Below are 15317 nucleotides of genomic sequence, written 5' to 3'. Positions count from 1 at the left end.
TGCTCTCCGCGGGACTCAGCGGGAGTTGTAGGGCAGTAACGCCATCTCCCGGGCGTTGCGGATCGCGGTGGCGACCTGGCGCTGTTGCTGCGGTGTCAGGCCGGTGAGCCGTCGACTCCGGATCCGTCCCTTGTCACTGAGGAACTGTCGGAGAAGTTGAACGTCTTTGTAGTCCACCGGGTTCCGGCCGTCGGCCCGGACGCCGAGCGCGGACAGCTGATTCTTCTTGCGGACCGGACGTTCGTCGTCGCGGCGTGGTCTGCGTTTCATAAACGCCTCCTGTTCGGGTGGTTCACCAGCTGGACTTGTGGATGCCGGGCAGCTCACCGCGATGCGCGAGTTCGCGGAACCGGACCCGCGACAACCCGGCCTTGCCGATGTAGCCGCGGGGCCGGCCGTCGATGGCGTCCCGGTTGCGCAGGCGCGTCGGGCTGGCATCGCGTGGCAGGGCGTGCAAGCGTCGCTGGGCCTCCGCCCGTTCGGCGCCGGTGGAGTCGGGTGCGACGATGGTCCGCTTGAGTTCGGCGCGGAGGTCGGCGTATCTGGCCACCACCTCGCGCCGTTGTTCGTTCCGGACGATCTTGGACTTCTTCGCCATCAGCGGTCCTCCTTGAAGTCGACGTGGGCACGGATGACCGGGTCGTACTTGCGGAGCACCATCCGATCCGGGTCATTGCGACGGTTCTTGCGGGTGACGTAGGTGTATCCGGTGCCGGCCGTCGACCGGAGCTTGACGATGGGCCGGATCTCGTTGCGCGCCATCAGATCTTCTCCCCGCGTGCACGCATGGTGCGCAGCACGGATTCGATCCCGTGACGGTCGATGGTCGAGATCCCCTTCGCACTGACCCGAAGGGTGATGTACCGCCCCTCGCTGGGCACGAAGTACCGCTTGCGCTGGATGTTCGGGTCCCAGCGACGAGATGTGCGCCGATGGGAATGCGAGACCTGCTTGCCGAAGCCCGGTTCGCGCCCGGTGACTTGGCATCGACGAGACATGGCGTCCTCCTTATTGACAATGATTGGCATTAGCGTCGCCGACACGTTACCGTCGACCGGACGCAAATGGAAATGATTCTCAATAGTGTGGAGCGTGGACGTGGACGACCTGAACCCCGGTGACCAGAACCCCGCCGACGGGCAGATGCGATTCCTCCCTGCGGACAACCGAACGCCCGTCATCCTGGTGACCGGCCTGGACCGACCCACGTCTCGCCGGGTCGGAGACGCGTTGACGTCCGATCCCGGAACGCTGCAGGTCCACCACGATCTGAGCGGGGTGGGCGACGGGCGCGTGGTGCGAACCCTGACCTGGCGGGAGTCCGATGGCCGGCGCCGCGAAGGGGTGACGGTGATCGAACTCGCCCACGGTTGTGTGTCGTGCACGCTGCGCGAGGACCTGCTGCCCTTGCTCCGACGCCTTCACCGGCGACGGTCGGTTCGACGCATCGTCCTCACCCTGGACCCGATCCTGGAACCCGAACGGATCGCGTGGTCGATCGAGCATGTCGTCGTCGACGACCAGCCCGGCATCCCCGGGGCACCTGCCGGTCTCGACGTCCGGGTGGAATCGACGATCGCTGCTGTCGCAGAGGATGTCTGGCTGCACCACGCGACAGGGGATCTCGGACTGTGCGAGGTTCTGCCCGTTCCGCCCGACGACGAGCGCACCCTCGCCCAGGTCGCCGTCGGGCAAGTGGGGTTCGCCGACGCCCTCATCGTCGTCGGCTGCGATCCCGCCGTCCGGGACGCCTGGGAGTCAGCTCGCCTCATGGCCGTCCTCAAGCGACTGGCACCCAAGGCTCCGATGATGTTCGAGTTGCCGGAGCGGCCGCTCACTCCCCTGCTCGTCCAGCAGCTGGTCGCCGCGATCCCGCCTTCATCGCGGAGGGGGCGCATCGACGGGCCGCACGACCCGCTCCTGGTCGACCAGCCTTCCCTCGACCCCGACTGCGGTGTCACCTGGATGGAGTTCCACACCGACCGGCCCCTGCACCCGGGCCGCCTGCACGATGCGATCGACTCACTGTTGGACGGAGTGGTCTGCGCACGAGGACGCCTGTGGGTCGCGACCCAGCCGGACGAGGCGCTGTGGCTGGAGTCGGCCGGCGGCGGGCTACGCGTCGCGCCGGGTGGTCGGTGGCTGGCCGCGATGGACGACGACGAACTGGCGCTGGTCGAGCCCGAACGGCGGGCGCTCGGTGCACTGCGATGGGACGACACCTTCGGGGATCGCCATTCCTCGCTGGTCGTGCTCGTGCACCGCGGTGATCCGGACGACATCGACGAGGCGCTGCGTCACGCCTGCGTCAACGATGTGGAATTCGCTGCTGGACAACAGTTCTGGAACACCTTCGACGACCCGTTCGGCCGGTTCCACGCGGACCCGTGCGAGGACGTCGACGACATCGAGATCCCGATGGCCGACAGTCCCGCGACCGGCGACTCGTCCGACCACCGACTCGACGACCACTGACACCGACACCGCCACCGGCAAGGAGATCACCTTGAAGAAGAACATCCACCCCGACTACCACCCGGTCATCATCCGGGATGCATCCACCGGAACCGAGTTCCTCACCAGATCCACCGCGACCTCGTCGGCGACGAGCGTGTGGTCGGACGGAAACACCTACCCGCTCATCGTCGTCGACGTCACCAGTGCCTCACACCCGTTCTACACCGGAGTGGCGACGATCCCGGATGTCGCGGGACGCGTCGAGAAGTTCCATCGACGCTATCCGCACCTGAATCAGTGACACACGTCCGATCCTCGGGCAGGGTGGAGGGATGTCGGACAACGAACAGCACCACTGGACGACCACCGCGGACGAACTGACGACCGACCCCGACATGCCCGAGCAGCCGGACGAGCCGGACGGCCCGCATTCGGTGCTCCCCGGCGCGGACGACTCCCCGATCGGCGAGACCAAGCGCATCGAGGAGGAGAAGGCCGCCTACAACGCGTCGCCGGCCGATACAGATGCCCCGAAGGATCACGCAGTCGGTGGATCGGAGGGCACCGCAGATGGCCAGTGAGAAGCGGACCATCGTCCTCACCGGCGCCAGCGACGGCATCGGTGCCATCGCGGCCCGCGCGCTCGCCGGGCCGTCGACGAACCTGATCCTCGTCGGCCGCAACCCGAGGAAACTCGCGCCCATCGCGGCCGAGACCGGCGCGACGTCGTTCACCGCCGACTTCGCCGACCTCGCCCAGGTGCGTGATCTCGCCGCGCAGATCTCCGGCAGCGTCGAGTCCATCGACGTCCTGATGAACAACGCCGGCGGCACCTTCGATCACAGGGACCGCACGGCGGACGGCCACGAGCCGAACTTCCAGATCAATCACCTCGCCCCGTTCCTGCTGACCCACCTGCTGCGCGACCGGTTGGCCGCGGCCGGTTCGTCGCTGGTCCTGAACACGGCGAGCGTCGGCAATCTGGCCGGCAGCGTCGATCTCGACGACCTCGACTTCGAGAACCGGCGAGCACTGGCCCTCCGTCCCTACGGCACGGCGAAGCTGATGAACATCCTGTTCACCCGCGGCATCTCGCAGCGCTGGACCGACGACAAGATCTATTCGGCCGCAGTACATCCGGGTCCGGCTGCGACGAGCTTCGGACGGGACTCGCGCTTCGTCGGACTCGCCTATCGCTCCCCGATCACCCGCCTGGTGACCATCACCCCCGAGCAGGGCGCCGCACCGCTGATCGCCCTCGCCGAACGCGGGGCGGATCCGTCGATCAACGGCGTGTACTTCAGCCGCCACAAGCCGAACGGCCTCGAGAACCGGCAGGCCCACGACCAGAAGCTCATCGACGGGTTGTGGGAGAAGTCGGCAGAACTCACGGGGCTCACCTGACCCGTGCAGTTCATCCCGGCTGCAGGGTCGAACCAACAGAAGGAGGGCACGATGACACAGAACATTCTCTTCGTCATGACCGGCGCCGACGCATGGACGCTGAACGACGGATCGAGTCACAAGACCGGATTCTGGGCCGAGGAGGCGGTCGCGCCACTCGAGGTGTTCCGGGAGGCCGGATTCGCGGTGACCGTCGCGACGCCGGGCGGCGTGCGTCCCCCGGTCGACGAGGGCAGCCTCAGCCCGGACGCCGCCGGATCCGTCGAGCGCGCCGACGAGCTCCGGAAAGTGATCGACTCCGCCCCCGAACTCCAGAATCCGATCCCCCTGTCCGACGTGGACGTCACCGACTACGACGCGGTGTTCGTACCCGGCGGCCACGGACCGATGGAGGACCTCGCGGTGGACACCGACGCCGGAGCGCTTCTCATCGCCGCCGACCGGGCCAAGAAGACCATCGGCATCGTGTGTCACGGACCCGCGATCCTGTTGGCCGCCAAGGGCGAGGACGGGGTCAATGCCTTCTCCGGTCGTACGGTGACCTGCTTCGGCAATGCCGAGGAGCAGCAGGCCGGACTCGCCGACAAGGCGCCCTGGCTCCTCGAGAACCGGCTCACGCAAGAGGGTTTCAAGGTCACGCTCGGCCTGCCGTGGACGGTCCACACCCAGGCCGACGGCAACCTGCTGACCGGACAGAACCCGGCGTCGTCGGAGAAGCTGGCCCGCGAGGTCCTGCATCGCGTGAAGAAGGCCGCGGAAGAATCCGCGTAGCGGCCGCTAGGCCGGAAGCAACCCGTCGATCAGCGCGTCGACGATGTCGGCGAGCGACTCGTCGGGCATCAGTGGCCCGGTGAGCCGGTCGAGGACCAGCCCGTCGACGGCGTAGTGGAAGAGCGCGATCTCGTGCGCGGACCCGGGCAGGCCCGCCTGCTCGTTGAACGCCACGTCGCCGGCGAAGCCTGTCCGACGCCACTCCCCGATGATCTCGGCCACCTCGGGGCGGCGGATGCCCTCGAGTCGTAACTCGATGAGGGCGATCGTCACCTCCCGGTTGGCGAGGAGCCGTTCGACGATGTTGCGCAGATACTGTGCGAACAGCGCCCGACTGGGTGGCTGGCCGGCCCGTGCGGCGATGAACTCGTCGCTGGGCGCCAGTCGCTCCCCGATGCGCTCGACGAGCCCCTGGAGCAACGCTGCGCGGTTGCGGAAGTAGTTCGTCGTCGTCCCCTGGGGAACGCCCGCCTCCCGATCCACTGCGCGGTGGGTGAGTCCGCGTGCACCCGCTGTCGCGAGCACCGTCAGTCCCGCATCGGCGAGGGCTCGGCGTCGTTCGTCGTTTCGGGCCATGGACAAGACCATAGCGGGAACCACTACATCTGTTGTACATTCCTATCCACTACACCTGAAGTGGATAGGAGTGAGCATGCGAGAACTCGTGTACTACGTGGCCGTGAGCCTCGACGGGTACATCGCGGGACCGGACGGTGAGTTCGACGCTTTCCTCGTCGAGGGCGATCACATGGCCGGCATCACCGAGCGGTTCGCCGACACGATCCCGACGGACTACGCGGTGGCCCTCGGGATCGATCAGAGCGGCGGCGGCTTCGACACCGTCCTCATGGGCGCCAACACCTACGGCGTCGGGCTGCCGGAGGCACCGAGTCCCTACCGGCATCTCGACCAGTACGTGTTCACCCACCGACCGCCGGAACCGGTCGACGGCGTGACGTTCACCGACCGCGATCCCGTCGAACTCGTGCAGGAGCTGAAGTCCGTGGACGGCAAGGACATCTGGCTCTGCGGCGGCGGGTCCCTGGCGACACAGTTGATCGGCGAGATCGATCGCCTGGTCCTCAAGAGGCAGCCGCTGCTCTTCGGCGACGGCATCCCGCTGTTCTCGCCCGGGACGTACAAACCGGAACGGTTCCAACTCGTCGACAGCCGGAACTACGAGACCGGGGTGTCGTTCATGGAGTACGCCCGCGTCTGACCGCTCACCTTGTCCGTTCGCGCTCACGCGATTCGGGTGATCGCGAACGGAAGGCGTGCGCGAAAGCAAAACGCACCACCGGGGTCCGGTGGTGCGTTGCGGTTCTTGCAGTGGTGGAGCCTAGGAGATTCGAACTCCTGACATCTGCCTTGCAAAGGCAGCGCTCTACCAACTGAGCTAAGGCCCCGTGCCGACCGGAATCGGTCGACGGGATGCGATTTCGGGAGTTCGAAAACTTCCGTCGCAGTGGGCCTAGGAGGACTTGAACCTCCGACCTCTTCGTTATCAGCGAAGCGCTCTAACCGCCTGAGCTATAGGCCCTTGAACCGAGAAGTGAGGTTACCCGACGGATCCCCCACCAACCAAAACGGCTGGTCAGCGGCTCGATTCAGTCGAGATCCGCAAGCGTCACCTCGGCACCGCCGACAAGGTCGGCACAGATGTTGTAGATGTAGCTGCCGACCGTCGCGAGCGCAGTCAGCAGGATGGCGTTGACGGCCCCCAGAAGCGCCGCCACACCGAAAACGGTGCCGGCCCCGATGACGTCCCCGGCCGAGCTCGATTCGTCGGCCACGAGCGTTCCGAAGCTGTTGTTCACCTGATCCCAGATGCCCATGCCGTCGAAGATCAGGTACAGCACGGCGACCGCGATCATCCAGATGAAGAACCCGACGAACGACAGCACCGCGGCGATCTTGAACGTCGCCCACGGATCGATCCGACGCAGTTGCACCGCGGCACGCAGAGCCGAACCTGCCCCGACCTGACGCGGCGCCGACCGCGGCGGAACCTTTGACGGTGCCGCGGCAGGCGGCGCCTCGGAAGGACGCTTCTTGAGGTCGGCCGTGTGGTGGATCCGATCCAGATCGGGCAGATCCTGACCGGGCAGGTTGTCGCGGTCGATGGTGCTCGTCGGCGACTCGACGAAGCCGGGCTCCTCGGTCGCGACGGCCGACCCCGCCCGACGCGGACTGTCGAGCTTGGTGACGGGAGCCTGCTGACCGCTCATGCTGGCCGCAGCCGTGCCGCTGTTGGTCACGACGCCGCGCGGCGGCGGGCCGCCCCTCGACTCGGGCGGCGGACCGCCGGGGTTGCCCTGTGCGTTCGGGCGCGTGTCGTCCTCACCCCCGAACGCCTCGGTCGGCGTGGAACCGGACGATTCCTCGACCGGTCCGCGCTGCCACGGCGGCACCAGCCCACCGGTCGGTGTGCCCGTACCGGGACCGGACGGGTTCCCGGACGGGCGCCCGTTCTGCTCCTGGTTCGGCTCGTTCGGTGTGCTCACAGGCAATCCCTCACTCTGGCGTCACTGCCGATGGACATCGACGCGTCGGGTCACTTTCTACCGCCACCGACTCGTCGGCTGCACGTGATCTCAACCCTAACGCCTACTCCGAGGCGTCGGTCTCCTCCGGCTCGTCGGCGTTGCGGGCGATCGCGATGACGGTGGTGCCCTCGTCGAGGTTCATCAGACGCACACCCTTGGTCTGGCGCCCTGCCTTGCGGACCTGCTTGGCCGCGGTGCGGATGACACCGCCGCCCGAGGTGATCGCGTACAGCTCCGAGTCGTCGTCGACGATGAGCGCGCCGATGAGTTCACCGCGCCGACGATCGTGGGCGATGGTGAGCACGCCCTTGCCGCCGCGACCCTGGACCGGGTAGTCGTCCATGCCGGTGCGCTTGGCGTAGCCACCGGATGTCGCGACGAGCAGGTAGGTGTCATCGCGGACCACGTTGAGCGACAACAGGGTGTCGTCGGCGTTGAATCGCATGCCCTGCACACCCGAGGTCTGCCGGCCCATCGGCCGCAGGGTCTCGTCGTCGGCGTGGAACCGGATGGACTGGCCCTTCTGCGAGACGAGCAGCAGATCATCGTCGGAGGAGCACAGCTGCGCGCCGACCAGTTCGTCCTCGCCGCGCAGGTTGATCGCGGCGATACCGCCGGAGCGGTTGGAGTCGAAGTCCACGAGCTTGGACTTCTTGACCAGGCCGTTGCGGGTGGCGAGCACCAGGTACGGCGCGTCCTCGTAGGTCTTGAGCTGGATGACCTGCGCGATGCGCTCCTCCGGCTGGAAGGCCAGGAGGTTGGCGACGTGCTGGCCGCGCGCGGTGCGGTTGGCCTCGGGCAGTTCGTAGGCCTTCGCCCGGTAGACCCGACCCTTGGTGGTGAAGAACAGGATCCAGTCGTGGGTCGAGCAGACGAAGAAGTGCTTGACGATGTCGTCCTGCTTGAGACCCGCACCCTGAACACCCTTGCCGCCGCGACGCTGGCTGCGGTAGAGGTCGGTCTTGGTCCGCTTGGCGTAGCCGGTCTCGGTGATCGTGACGACGACGTCCTCGCGGGCGATCAGATCCTCGTCGCTGACGTCGCCGTCGGCCGCGATGATCTTGGTACGACGCTCGTCGCCGTACTTCTCGACGACCTCCTTGAGCTCGTCACGCACGATGGCGCGCTGACGCTCCGGCTTGTCCAGGATGTCCTTGTAATCGGCGATCTCAAGCTCGATCTCGGCGAGTTCGTCGACGATCTTCTGGCGTTCCAACGCCGACAGGCGGCGCAGCTGCATCGCCAGGATGGCGTCGGCCTGGATCTCGTCGATGTCGAGCAGCTCGATGAGGCCCGTGCGCGCGGTGTCGGTGTTGGCCGACCGGCGGATCAATGCGATCACTTCGTCAAGTGCGTCAAGGGCTTTCACCAGACCGCGCAGGATGTGCGCGCGTTCCTCGGCCTTGCGCAACCGGTACCGGGTGCGGCGCACGATGACGTCGATCTGATGCGCCACGTAGTAGCGGATCATCTGGTCGAGACGCAGGGTGCGGGGTACGCCATCGACGATGGACAGCATGTTGGCGCCGAAGCTGGTCTGCAGCTGGCTGTGCTTGTACAGGTTGTTCAGCACGACCTTCGCGACGGCGTCGCGACGCAGCGTGACGACGATGCGCATGCCGACGCGGTCCGAGGACTGGTCCTCGATCCGGCTGATGCCCTTGAGCTTTCCTTCGTTGACCTGCTCGGCGATCGACTGGATCAGGTTGTCCGGGTTGACCTGGTAGGGCAACTCGGTGACCACCAGCGTGGTGGTTCCCTTGTTCTCCTCGATGTCGACGACGCTGCGCATACGGATGCTGCCGCGGCCGGTGGTGTAGGCGTCCTTGATCCCCTGGCTGCCGACGATCAGTCCGGCCGTGGGGAAGTCGGGCCCCTTGATGCATTCCATACAGGCGGCGAGAGTGGTCTCGTCGTCTGCATCGTGGTGTTCGAGAGCCCAGAACACCGCGTCGGCAACCTCGTTGAGGTTGTGCGGTGGCATGTTGGTGGCCATACCGACGGCGATACCGCCGGATCCGTTGATCAGCAGGTTCGGGATGCGCGACGGCAGAACCGTCGGCTCCTGGGTCTTGCCGTCGTAGTTCGGCGTGAAATCGACTGTCTCCTCACCGATGTCACGCAGCATCTCCATGGCGAGCGGTGTCAGTCGGGCCTCGGTGTAACGCATGGCGGCCGCGCCGTCGTTGCCGCGGGAACCGAAGTTGCCCTGGCCGTCGATGAGCGGGTACCGCATCGACCACGGCTGCGCGAGACGCACCAGGGCGTCGTAGATCGCGGTGTCACCGTGCGGATGGTAGTTACCCATCGTCTCCGCAACGGGTTTCGCCGACTTGACGTAGCTGCGGTCGGGGCGGAAACCGGCGTCGAAGGATGCATACAGAAGGCGGCGATGCACCGGCTTCAGGCCGTCGCGCACCTCGGGGAGCGCACGGCCCACGATCACGCTCATCGCGTAATCGATGTAGCTCTTCTGCATCTCCTGGCCAAGATCGACAGGTTCGATGCGGTCGCCTTCACCGCCGGCGGGCGGCAGGGTGGTGTCAGTCATTGTGGATTCTTTCTCCGATCACTGCGAATTCCGTCGATCCGTGATCAGACATCAAGGAAGCGAACGTCTTTCGCGTTACGGGCGATGAAGCTTCGACGAGCGGCGACGTCCTCACCCATGAGGATGGAGAACAGTTCGTCGGCCGCCGCGGCGTCGTCGAGCGTCACCTGGCGCAGGACACGCACCGCCGGATCCATGGTGGTCTCCCACAGCTCCTTGGCGTTCATCTCACCGAGACCCTTGTAGCGCTGGATGCCGTCGTCGGTGTTGATCTTCTTGCCGGCCGCGCGACCCGCCTCGAGCAGACCGTCGCGCTCGCGGTCGGAGTAGGCGAACTCCGGAGCGGACTTCTGCCACTTCAGCTTGTACAGCGGCGGCTGCGCCAGGAACACGTGACCGTGCTCGATGAGCGGGCGCATGAAGCGGAACAACAGCGTGAGCAGCAGCGTCGAGATGTGCTGACCGTCCACGTCGGCGTCGGCCATCAGCACGATCTTGTGATACCGCAGCTTGGCGATGTCGAACTCGTCGTGGATGCCGGTGCCGAAGGCGGTGATGATCGACTGGACCTCAGCGTTCTTGAGGACACGGTCGATGCGGGCCTTCTCGACGTTGATGATCTTGCCGCGCAACGGGAGGATCGCCTGGTACATCGAGTCGCGACCGGACTTGGCGCTGCCGCCGGCCGAGTCGCCCTCCACGATGTAGACCTCACACTTGGTGGGGTCGTTGCTGCGGCAGTCGGCGAGCTTGCCGGGGAGACCACCGATATCGGTTGCGGTCTTGCGGCGCACCATCTCTCGCGCACGACGCGCGGCCATGCGCGCCTGTGCGGAGTCGGCGGCCTTCTTGACGATGATCTTGGCCTCGGCGGGATTCGCCTCGAACCAGTGACCGAGATGCTCGTTGCAGGTGCGCTGGACGAAGCCCTTGATCTCGGTGTTGCCGAGCTTGGTCTTCGTCTGGCCCTCGAACTGCGGATCGGAGACCTTGGCCGAGATCACCGCGGCGAGACCCTCGCGGATGTCGTCGCCGGTGAGCTTGCCGTCCTTCTCCTTGATGAGCTTCTTCTCGAGGGCGTACTTGTTGACCGTGCTGGTCAGCGCCGCACGGAAACCTTCTTCGTGCGTGCCGCCCTCGTGGGTGTTGATCGTGTTGGCGAAGGTGTGCACCGACTCCGAGTAGCCCGCGTTCCACTGCATCGCGATCTCGACCTCGTGGCCCTCGCCCTTGGCGCTGAACCCGATGACGGTGTTGTGGATCGACTGCTTGGTGCGATTGAGGTGCTTGATGTAGTCGACGAGCCCGTCCGGGTAGTGATAGGTCCGGGTCTTCGGCTTCGTCGCGGCCGCAGCCTTCTCGGTCTCCGTCTGGACGGCCTCGGCGACTTCGGTCACTGATGCCTCGTCGTCACCGTTGGCATCGCCCGGCGCCTCGACTGCCTGGGGACGCTGATCGGTCAGCGTGATGGTCAGGCCCTTGTTGAGGAAGGCCATCTCCTGCAGACGACGCGCCACGGTCTCGGCATTGAACCGGGTGGTCTCGGTGAAGATCTCCGGGTCCGGCCAGAACCGCACCGTCGTACCGGTCTTGCGCGTCGCGTCACCCTTCTCCAGGGGACCGGGCTTGGCGTAGGTGTAGGTCTGCTCCCAGTGGTAGCCGTCGTTCTCGATCTCGAGCTCGACCTTGGTCGACAGCGCGTTGACGACCGAGATGCCGACGCCGTGCAGACCGCCCGACACCGCGTAGGCGTCGGAGTCGAACTTGCCGCCGGCGTGCAGCTGGGTCATGACGACCTCGACGGTGGGGACGCCGGTCCGGTGCATACCGGTCGGGATGCCACGACCGTCGTCGACGACCTGGACGCCGCCGTCCTCGAGGAGGGTCACGTCGACGCGGCTCGCGAAGCCCGCCATCGCCTCGTCGACCGAGTTGTCGACGACCTCCCAGATCAGGTGGTGCAGGCCGCGTTCACCGGTGGAACCGATGTACATGCCGGGCCGTTTGCGGACGGCTTCCAGACCTTCGAGGATGTTGATCGAGTCGGCGCCGTACTCCGACGGCTTCTTCTTGCTCTTCTTGGGTCCGGTGTCGTTGGTGTCGGCCACGAGGTGCGTCCGCTCCTGTTCTGCTCATCGGCGGATCCCAGGAACCCGGGATCCGTCGTCGATCTACTCGACCAGGGGGCGGGCAGTCGATGCGCACACAGGTATGCCCGGGACTTCCCGGGTTGCCTGAAGGCGGCGTTCGTTCTGCCGTTCGGTGGTCCCCTGTCGGGACAACACCTCACAGTGTACTGCCTGACTTGCCCAGGAACGTGCATCCGGGGCCGCTAACAGGCCCTCAGATCGATTTTTTTGGGATCAGCCCGGTTCGATCGTGGCTTGGGGAGGAAAATCCGCTCACGGGGCGCATCGACTAGTAATGTGCGAACGAGTCTGCTAAGCCCGGCCTAGCCGTACGTGTCCCGCGGGCCCCTCCCCCGCACATGACGTTCGCCCTTACGCCACGACGGCCCCTTGGGTCCGCTGATGCGCAGGGACTTCACCACGCCGTCGCCGACGGCCGCCGCGATCTTCGCCAGGATCTGCGACTGTACGTACCGCAGCTGCGTCGCCCACGCCGTGGACTCGGCCTGGACGTGAAGTACGTTGTCCCGCAACTCGATCGGCTTGGCATGCGCGGCGATGTCGGCACCGACGATGTTGTCCCACATCCCGAACAGGGTGCCTTCGCCGATCTTCTCCTGCCAGCCGCGGTCCTTCGCCAGACCGCCGACGAGGCGCCCGAAGGGCTGCGGATCCCGGGCATCGGGACCCGACCCTGACCATCGCTTCCGTGTCTGCGCACCCCGCGGTGTGCGTCGTACCGGCGACGCGCGACCGCGTCCCACCGACTTCCCGGCCGCGCGCGCCGCGGCGCGCGCCTCCTCGAGAGCCTTGCGGGCACGTTCGTATCCGCCGAGTTCGCCCGGTTCGAGCGGTCGGTTCGACGGTTCTCCCACCGCGTCGCGCTGCGACGGGTGTGCTTCGTCACTCATCGGAGACCCCGCTCACCGGTTCCTCGACATTTCCGGGTCGCGGATCCGATTCGTCTCCGACCACCATGGACCGACGACCGTCCGAGTCCTCGACGACGTCGACGAAGATCCGCCGGCCACCGATCTCGCCCGGGATGTCGTCGGCGACGGCCGCGGTGATCAGCAACTGCTCGGCGCCGGCGGTGAACTCCACCAGTTTCTCCCGACGTTTGGCGTCGAGTTCGGCGAAGACATCGTCGAGCATGATGACCGGTTCGATTCCCTCGGCGCGCGTCAGCTCGACGGATCCGAGTCGCAACGCCAGTGCCAGCGACCACGATTCGCCATGTGACGCAAAGCCTTTCGCGACGTCCGTGCCGAGGACGATGTCGATGTCGTCGCGGTGCGGACCGACCAGGCACATACCGCGCTCGATCTCCTTGTCGCGCAGCTCGCGCAGGCGGGCGCCCAGGATCTCGCTGATCGCCTCAGCCGTCGCCGTCTCGAAGTCGACGCCGCCGGCGGGCCGGTACCGCAGGGTCGCGGGGCGGGAGTGGGGTGCGATCGAGGCGTAGGAGCGGGTGAAATGTGGTTCCAGTTCGCCGAGGACCTGCAGTCGCGCGGCGGTGACCTGACCGCCCAGATCGGCGAGCTGACCATCCCACACATCGAGGGTGCTGATGACCGACTCGGCCTGGTCGCCACCACGTCGCAACGCGGCAGCCGCCGTCTTGAGCAACGCCGACCGCTGGCGCAGCACCCGGTCGTAGTCGGCGCGGGCCGCCACCCATCGGGGACCACGCTGGGCGACGAGTTCATCGATGAAACGTCGGCGATCGCTGGGATCCCCGCGGACGAGCGAGAGATCCTCCGGAGCAAAGAGTACGGTCCGCAGGATCCCGAGAAGGTCACGGGATCGCCGGGCTGGACTGCGGTTGATCGACGCCTTGTTGGCACCTTCGGCATTGATCCGCAGTTCCGCGGTCAGCTCCCGGCCCTCGTTCTCGACCGTGGCGGTGACCAGCGCCGACGCGGATCCGGAATGAACCAGCGGCGCATCGGAACTCACCCGGTGCGACCGCAGCGTCGCCAAATAGAACAGCGCCTCGAGCAGGTTGGTCTTGCCGAAGCCGTTCCGGCCGGTGAAGACGGTCGGGCCGGGCCGCAGATCGAGGTCGACGGCCTGCCACGAGCGGAAATCCCTCAGGTGCAGCTCACGAACGAACACAGTCGGTTGCGGTGATCGGCTGGGTGCGCGGCGCGGGTCAGCCCGGCAGGCGGACCGGCATCAGCAGGTAGCTGAACGCACTCTCGGGGGCGACGAAGGCGCCGGACTCGTCGGCGACCGGATCCTCGCCGCTGGCCGGACGCAGGACCGCCGGACGGCTCGGGGTGGTGAAACCGAAGTCGACGCTGTCGGCGTTGATCGCCGAGAGGCCGTCTTGCAGGTAACCGGGGTTGAACGCGATGGTCAGCGGCTCGCCGTGGAACGACACGGGCAGCTCTTCCTCGGCCTTGCCCGCCTCGTCACCACCGGCGGTGAGGAGCACGGATCCCTCGGTGAACTCCATCCGGACCTGCGCACCGCGCTCGGCGACCAGCGCGACACGACGGATCGCCTCGATCAGCGGGGCGCTGTCGATGGTGGCGACCGCGGTGTGGCTGGCCGGCAGCAACTGGCGGAACTTCGGGAACTCCGCGTCGAGCAGCCGGGTGGTGGTCTTCTTGGTCTCGCCGAGGATGCCCAGGATGCCGTCGGATCCGATGGCCGCACCGCTGCCGAAGGCCAGCGAGACGACGCCGGTGCCTTCCGAGCCCGCGGTCTTGGCGCTCTCCGAGAGTGTCTTGGCCGGGACCAGGACCGCACCCTTGGTGTCGGGGTCAGAAGGCTCCCACTGCAACTCACGCACGGCGAGGCGGAAACGGTCGGTGGCGGCGAGAACCACGGAGTTGCCCTCGATCTCCACGCGCACGCCGGTCAGCATCGGCAGGGTGTCGTCCTTGCCGGCCGCGACGGCGACCTGCGAGATCGCCTCGGCGAACAGCTGCGACGGGATCGTGCCGGTGATGGCCGGGACATCGGGCAGCTGCGGGTAGTCCTCGACCGGCATCGTCGGCAGGGAGAACTTGGCGCTACCGCAGGTGATCGCGACGCGCGCGCCGTCGAGGGTCACGTCGACGGGCTTGTTGGGCAGGGCCTTGGTGATGTCGGCCAGGAGTCGACCGGAGACCAGCACCTGGCCGGGCTCGGCGACCTCGGCACCCAGGTTCTCCTGCGCCGAGACCTCGTAGTCGAATCCCGACACGGTCAGACCGGTCTCGCCGACGTTGAGCACCACACAGCCCAGAACCGGTACCGGCGGACGAGAGGGCAGGCTTCGAGCGACCCAGGCGACGGAATCAGCGAACTCGTCACGTGCGACACGGAACTTCATGCTGGGAGATTGCCCTTCTCTCTCGTGCGGATCGTCGGCATGCCGGAGCCGAAACGACGGCATGGTCGATCACGTCCCACATCCGGGAATCCCACTGTAGAACGCCACCGCCCATGCCGGGATGGTTGGGGCCA

General features: G+C 66.7%; 17 protein-coding genes and 2 tRNA genes. 6 read left to right on the top strand and 13 right to left on the bottom strand.

Annotation, left to right across the window (positions count from 1 at the left end):
• Positions 1-15: 15 nt before the first annotated feature.
• From rpsR to rpmB, 4 genes are read right to left on the bottom strand one after another with little or no spacing between them, the layout of a single operon-like run.
• Positions 16-270 (bottom strand): 30S ribosomal protein S18, encoded by a 255-nt coding sequence (gene rpsR, locus M1L58_RS08555; RefSeq protein ID WP_005200417.1) that lies wholly within the window; start codon positions 268-270, stop codon positions 16-18.
• Positions 271-292: 22 nt separating this feature from the next.
• Positions 293-598: a 30S ribosomal protein S14 gene (gene rpsN, locus M1L58_RS08550; protein WP_005200415.1), complete on the bottom strand. Its 306-nt coding sequence runs from the start codon at positions 596-598 to the stop codon at positions 293-295.
• Positions 598-762, bottom strand: a complete 165-nt coding sequence (rpmG, locus tag M1L58_RS08545) for a 50S ribosomal protein L33 (protein ID WP_005200413.1) — start codon at positions 760-762, stop codon at positions 598-600. Before rpmG ends, rpsN begins: the two co-directional genes overlap by 1 nt.
• Positions 762-998, bottom strand: coding sequence for a 50S ribosomal protein L28 (gene rpmB / locus M1L58_RS08540; RefSeq protein ID WP_005200411.1), 237 nt, complete (start codon positions 996-998; stop codon positions 762-764). The genes rpmG and rpmB overlap by 1 nt, the downstream gene beginning before the upstream one ends.
• Positions 999-1143: 145 nt before the next feature.
• Between rpmB and mrf the strand changes: the two genes are divergently transcribed.
• Genes mrf through M1L58_RS08515 form a run of 5 tightly spaced genes read left to right on the top strand, consistent with a single transcriptional unit; the run spans position 1144 to position 4632 of the window.
• A complete protein-coding gene (gene mrf / locus M1L58_RS08535) occupies positions 1144-2475 on the top strand; it encodes a ribosome hibernation factor-recruiting GTPase MRF (protein WP_248658590.1) in 1332 nt (443 codons plus the stop codon).
• 31 nt (positions 2476-2506) lie between these two features.
• Positions 2507-2758 carry a type B 50S ribosomal protein L31 gene (locus M1L58_RS08530; RefSeq protein ID WP_005200408.1) on the top strand — a complete coding sequence of 84 codons (252 nt, stop codon included), beginning with the start codon at positions 2507-2509 and terminating at the stop codon, positions 2756-2758.
• Positions 2759-2789: 31 nt separating this feature from the next.
• Complete coding sequence (locus M1L58_RS08525) at positions 2790-3038, top strand: hypothetical protein (protein ID WP_248658555.1); 249 nt, start codon at positions 2790-2792, stop codon at positions 3036-3038.
• Positions 3028-3861 carry an SDR family NAD(P)-dependent oxidoreductase gene (locus M1L58_RS08520; protein ID WP_248658554.1) on the top strand — a complete coding sequence of 278 codons (834 nt, stop codon included), beginning with the start codon at positions 3028-3030 and terminating at the stop codon, positions 3859-3861. The genes M1L58_RS08525 and M1L58_RS08520 overlap by 11 nt, the downstream gene beginning before the upstream one ends.
• 51 nt (positions 3862-3912) lie before the next feature.
• A complete protein-coding gene (locus M1L58_RS08515) occupies positions 3913-4632 on the top strand; it encodes a type 1 glutamine amidotransferase domain-containing protein (protein ID WP_248658553.1) in 720 nt (239 codons plus the stop codon).
• Positions 4633-4638: 6 nt separating this feature from the next.
• Here the strand turns inward: M1L58_RS08515 and M1L58_RS08510 are convergent, their stop codons facing one another.
• Positions 4639-5208, bottom strand: coding sequence for a TetR/AcrR family transcriptional regulator (locus tag M1L58_RS08510; RefSeq protein WP_248658552.1), 570 nt, complete (start codon positions 5206-5208; stop codon positions 4639-4641).
• A gap of 76 nt (positions 5209-5284) precedes the next feature.
• Between M1L58_RS08510 and M1L58_RS08505 the strand changes: the two genes are divergently transcribed.
• Positions 5285-5851, top strand: a complete 567-nt coding sequence (locus M1L58_RS08505; RefSeq protein WP_248658551.1) for a dihydrofolate reductase family protein — start codon at positions 5285-5287, stop codon at positions 5849-5851.
• Positions 5852-5962: 111 nt separating this feature from the next.
• Here the strand turns inward: M1L58_RS08505 and M1L58_RS08500 are convergent.
• The 8 genes from M1L58_RS08500 to dnaN form a co-directional block, all read right to left on the bottom strand.
• A tRNA-Ala gene (locus M1L58_RS08500) sits at positions 5963-6038 on the bottom strand.
• 60 nt (positions 6039-6098) lie between these two features.
• A tRNA-Ile gene (locus M1L58_RS08495) sits at positions 6099-6172 on the bottom strand.
• 67 nt (positions 6173-6239) lie between these two features.
• Positions 6240-7136 carry a DUF3566 domain-containing protein gene (locus tag M1L58_RS08490; protein WP_248658550.1) on the bottom strand — a complete coding sequence of 299 codons (897 nt, stop codon included), beginning with the start codon at positions 7134-7136 and terminating at the stop codon, positions 6240-6242.
• 103 nt (positions 7137-7239) lie between these two features.
• The gene (gyrA, locus tag M1L58_RS08485; protein ID WP_006868465.1) at positions 7240-9729 is read right to left on the bottom strand and encodes a DNA gyrase subunit A; all 2490 of its coding nucleotides are present in this window, start codon (positions 9727-9729) and stop codon (positions 7240-7242) included.
• A 44-nt stretch (positions 9730-9773) separates the two neighbouring features.
• Positions 9774-11837, bottom strand: a complete 2064-nt coding sequence (gene gyrB, locus M1L58_RS08480; RefSeq protein WP_154883712.1) for a DNA topoisomerase (ATP-hydrolyzing) subunit B — start codon at positions 11835-11837, stop codon at positions 9774-9776.
• A 344-nt stretch (positions 11838-12181) separates the two neighbouring features.
• The gene (locus M1L58_RS08475) at positions 12182-12769 is read right to left on the bottom strand and encodes a DUF721 family protein (RefSeq protein ID WP_006868467.1); all 588 of its coding nucleotides are present in this window, start codon (positions 12767-12769) and stop codon (positions 12182-12184) included.
• Entirely contained in the window at positions 12762-13976 is a 1215-nt protein-coding gene (recF, locus tag M1L58_RS08470) for a DNA replication/repair protein RecF (protein ID WP_248658549.1), read from the bottom strand. The genes M1L58_RS08475 and recF overlap by 8 nt, the downstream gene beginning before the upstream one ends.
• A 37-nt stretch (positions 13977-14013) precedes the next feature.
• A complete protein-coding gene (dnaN, locus tag M1L58_RS08465; RefSeq protein ID WP_005200390.1) occupies positions 14014-15183 on the bottom strand; it encodes a DNA polymerase III subunit beta in 1170 nt (389 codons plus the stop codon).
• Positions 15184-15317: the final 134 nt, after the last annotated feature.

The organism is Gordonia sp. C13 (genome assembly GCF_023218005.1).
GTDB classification, from domain to species: domain Bacteria; phylum Actinomycetota; class Actinomycetes; order Mycobacteriales; family Mycobacteriaceae; genus Gordonia; species Gordonia namibiensis.
Note: the sequence above shows the minus strand (reverse complement) of the source record. Positions and strands in the feature narration are given on the sequence as shown.

What these genes read in the sequence shown, in the direction of transcription:
- mrf (WP_248658590.1), top strand. Translation starts at nt 1,144, where the DNA reads ATGCGATTCCTCCCTGCGGACAACCGAACGCCCGTCATCCTGGTGACC.
- rpmB (WP_005200411.1), bottom strand. Translation starts at nt 998, where the DNA reads ATGTCTCGTCGATGCCAAGTCACCGGGCGCGAACCGGGCTTCGGCAAG.
- M1L58_RS08505 (WP_248658551.1), top strand. Translation starts at nt 5,285, where the DNA reads ATGCGAGAACTCGTGTACTACGTGGCCGTGAGCCTCGACGGGTACATC.
- rpsR (WP_005200417.1), bottom strand. Translation starts at nt 270, where the DNA reads ATGAAACGCAGACCACGCCGCGACGACGAACGTCCGGTCCGCAAGAAG.
- gyrA (WP_006868465.1), bottom strand. Translation starts at nt 9,729, where the DNA reads ATGACTGACACCACCCTGCCGCCCGCCGGCGGTGAAGGCGACCGCATC.
- M1L58_RS08515 (WP_248658553.1), top strand. Translation starts at nt 3,913, where the DNA reads ATGACACAGAACATTCTCTTCGTCATGACCGGCGCCGACGCATGGACG.
- M1L58_RS08525 (WP_248658555.1), top strand. Translation starts at nt 2,790, where the DNA reads ATGTCGGACAACGAACAGCACCACTGGACGACCACCGCGGACGAACTG.
- rpsN (WP_005200415.1), bottom strand. Translation starts at nt 598, where the DNA reads ATGGCGAAGAAGTCCAAGATCGTCCGGAACGAACAACGGCGCGAGGTG.
- M1L58_RS08510 (WP_248658552.1), bottom strand. Translation starts at nt 5,208, where the DNA reads ATGGCCCGAAACGACGAACGACGCCGAGCCCTCGCCGATGCGGGACTG.
- rpmG (WP_005200413.1), bottom strand. Translation starts at nt 762, where the DNA reads ATGGCGCGCAACGAGATCCGGCCCATCGTCAAGCTCCGGTCGACGGCC.
- M1L58_RS08475 (WP_006868467.1), bottom strand. Translation starts at nt 12,769, where the DNA reads ATGAGTGACGAAGCACACCCGTCGCAGCGCGACGCGGTGGGAGAACCG.
- M1L58_RS08520 (WP_248658554.1), top strand. Translation starts at nt 3,028, where the DNA reads ATGGCCAGTGAGAAGCGGACCATCGTCCTCACCGGCGCCAGCGACGGC.
- dnaN (WP_005200390.1), bottom strand. Translation starts at nt 15,183, where the DNA reads ATGAAGTTCCGTGTCGCACGTGACGAGTTCGCTGATTCCGTCGCCTGG.